This window comes from Microbispora sp. NPDC046933 (assembly GCF_040644635.1).
Lineage (GTDB): Bacteria > Actinomycetota > Actinomycetes > Streptosporangiales > Streptosporangiaceae > Microbispora.
Map to the genome: position 1 here is coordinate 1 of NZ_JBEYWW010000101.1, position 2,019 is coordinate 2,019.

Annotated in this window: 3 protein-coding genes; all 3 read right to left on the reverse strand. The window is 38.1% G+C overall.

Features of this window, described 5'->3' with window-relative positions; genetic code table 11:
* Window positions 1-91 precede the first annotated feature (91 nt).
* Window positions 92-364 carry a hypothetical protein gene (locus tag ABZ857_RS44055; RefSeq protein WP_357056914.1) on the reverse strand — a complete coding sequence of 91 codons (273 nt, stop codon included), beginning with the start codon at window positions 362-364 and terminating at the stop codon, window positions 92-94.
* Window positions 361-1,593, reverse strand: coding sequence for a relaxase/mobilization nuclease domain-containing protein (locus ABZ857_RS44060; RefSeq protein ID WP_352177421.1), 1,233 nt, complete (start codon window positions 1,591-1,593; stop codon window positions 361-363). Before ABZ857_RS44060 ends, ABZ857_RS44055 begins: the two co-directional genes overlap by 4 nt.
* The coding region (gene mobC / locus ABZ857_RS44065) for a plasmid mobilization relaxosome protein MobC (RefSeq protein ID WP_357056917.1) at window positions 1,572-2,019 on the reverse strand (448 nt) is incomplete at its 5' end. The genes mobC and ABZ857_RS44060, both read right to left, overlap by 22 nt.

Consider the following 2,019-nt stretch of genomic DNA (forward strand, 5'->3'; position numbering starts at 1 on the left):
AGAAGATAATAATAACAATCAATATACATAAACCTTCGACAAACTAACAGAACACTTCTGAAATAAACTCCAATAATACATCATAAAGTTATTATTTCAAAGCGAGTAATGCTTGTTTTTCAACTTGAATGTCTTTCAGTATGGTCGCTTTTAAGTTTTCTGCCTCTAAACGATGGAGTTGTTCTTGAATGGCAGACTCCATTTTTTGACTCGCAACAGCTTCTATTTTTTCTTGGTAGCCCCGAAAGTCTTTATTAACTTCTTGACGGACTAAGCGGTCTAGTTCTGGAACGTGACTGAAATCAATTTTACCATTTTTATAAGCATTTAATACTTGAACAACGAGTTGTTCATCTTTATTCATCGACTCATCCCCCGATCATGATCTTTTGTTGGTTTCTTTTCAGACTGTACGTCTCTATTCACTTGTTTTTCTAGGCTTTTCTGTTGTTCTTGCTCGTAATTTTTCATGTCTTTTGAAAAGCGACGTTCAAAATCATCGAGGATTTTCTCTTTTGTTTGCTTTAATTTTCTTGTAACGCGTTGAGTAAGTTCTGGTACTCGTCCTGCAAGCTGTTTGATTGTGTCAATAAATCGATTAATTTTTGATTCTCGCTTGAGAGCTTCTGATTTTCTTGGTTCAATTGCTTGTTCAAGGCTAACAATTTCTGATTCTCTTTGTTGAGTGTCTCGCTCAAGCGGAGTAATCGCTGGTTCTCGTTGTTCAACAGCTCTAAATTCGTTTTGTCTTGCTCGGTTTTCCAACTCATGTAAAATGGTCTCCCTTCCAAAATCAGAACCCAATCGGGTCTCTCGTGCTCGTCTTTGCTTGTTATTGGCGTCTAAAAAGGCATATGAGAACGTTTGGCCTCTTTCTGATAGAATTACCCCATTGTCAGATAATCGTTCCTTAAACGCTTCGTATGAGCTCACAGAGACATCTTGAAGCGATTTATTGATTCTTTCTCTCAAATCATCCATGTAAGAATACTCATTTTTGGCGATTAGTTCTTTTTCTGTCTCTGTTTGGCGCTCATTTGGTGGCTCTAAAATGTGCCAGTTCTCTCGAGAAGCGAGTCGATCATTCATTTCTCGTGCTCGTTGAACGCTTTCTCCTTTTTGTTCTCTTAATTTATTGCCTGTCTCTAAATTGACCTTATTGACAATGATGTGGTTGTGTAAGACGTGATTTTTTCCGTCTAAATGCGTATACACAGCACTTTGATGGTTAGGATAGAGATTTTCTGCTAATTCAACGCCTAAATCATTGGCTTTTTGCCAGTCTTTTTGAACTTTCGGATTCAGTTCATCTAAGGCGAAAGATTGGGTAATACGCAAGACTTGATTGGATTCTTTGGTTTGGTTATGAAGTTGTCGAATGACATCAAATTGTTCTTTGGCGATAAAGGGATCAATCCCGTTGGTTCCACCCACGGCAACTGCCCGACAATTTGTCAGCTCCACAGGACGTTCCAATTGATGGTCTTGTAGCCACTGTTCAGTTTTTTCATGCATGGGTCTGTCTTGCCCTAAAGCATAATTAAGGGCGCTCGCTGCACTTGCGCCATTGCTTATTTTTGCAATTGTTGCCATAACTCTTGATACCCCTTTTGAGCTTGAGCGAGTACTCCGTATGTATAGCGTAAAGCCACGATCAGCTCTTTATCTTGGTTGTCCATCCGATCGAATTGATTGAGTTTCTTGGCGATTTGATTTAAATTGGTTCCTTGTTTTGAGAGTTCTAATAATAAAGATTTCGCTTGGTCATGTTCGAGATAAGGTTTTTTTAAATGAGATTTTTGTGCTAATTTTTTCGCATAAAGATTCGGAGAGAGTCCATATGTTTCTCCTGAAATTTTCAGCTTATTGTATTGTTCTTCAGATAATCTAAATTGAATGTACTTTGTTTGATTTTGTGATACTTCTTTCTGATCCATAAATAGCCTCCTCAAAGATAAAATGCCCCAGCGCTCATTCCTCAATCGCCCTTTGTCATTGATTTTGTAATAAGCATTGCGC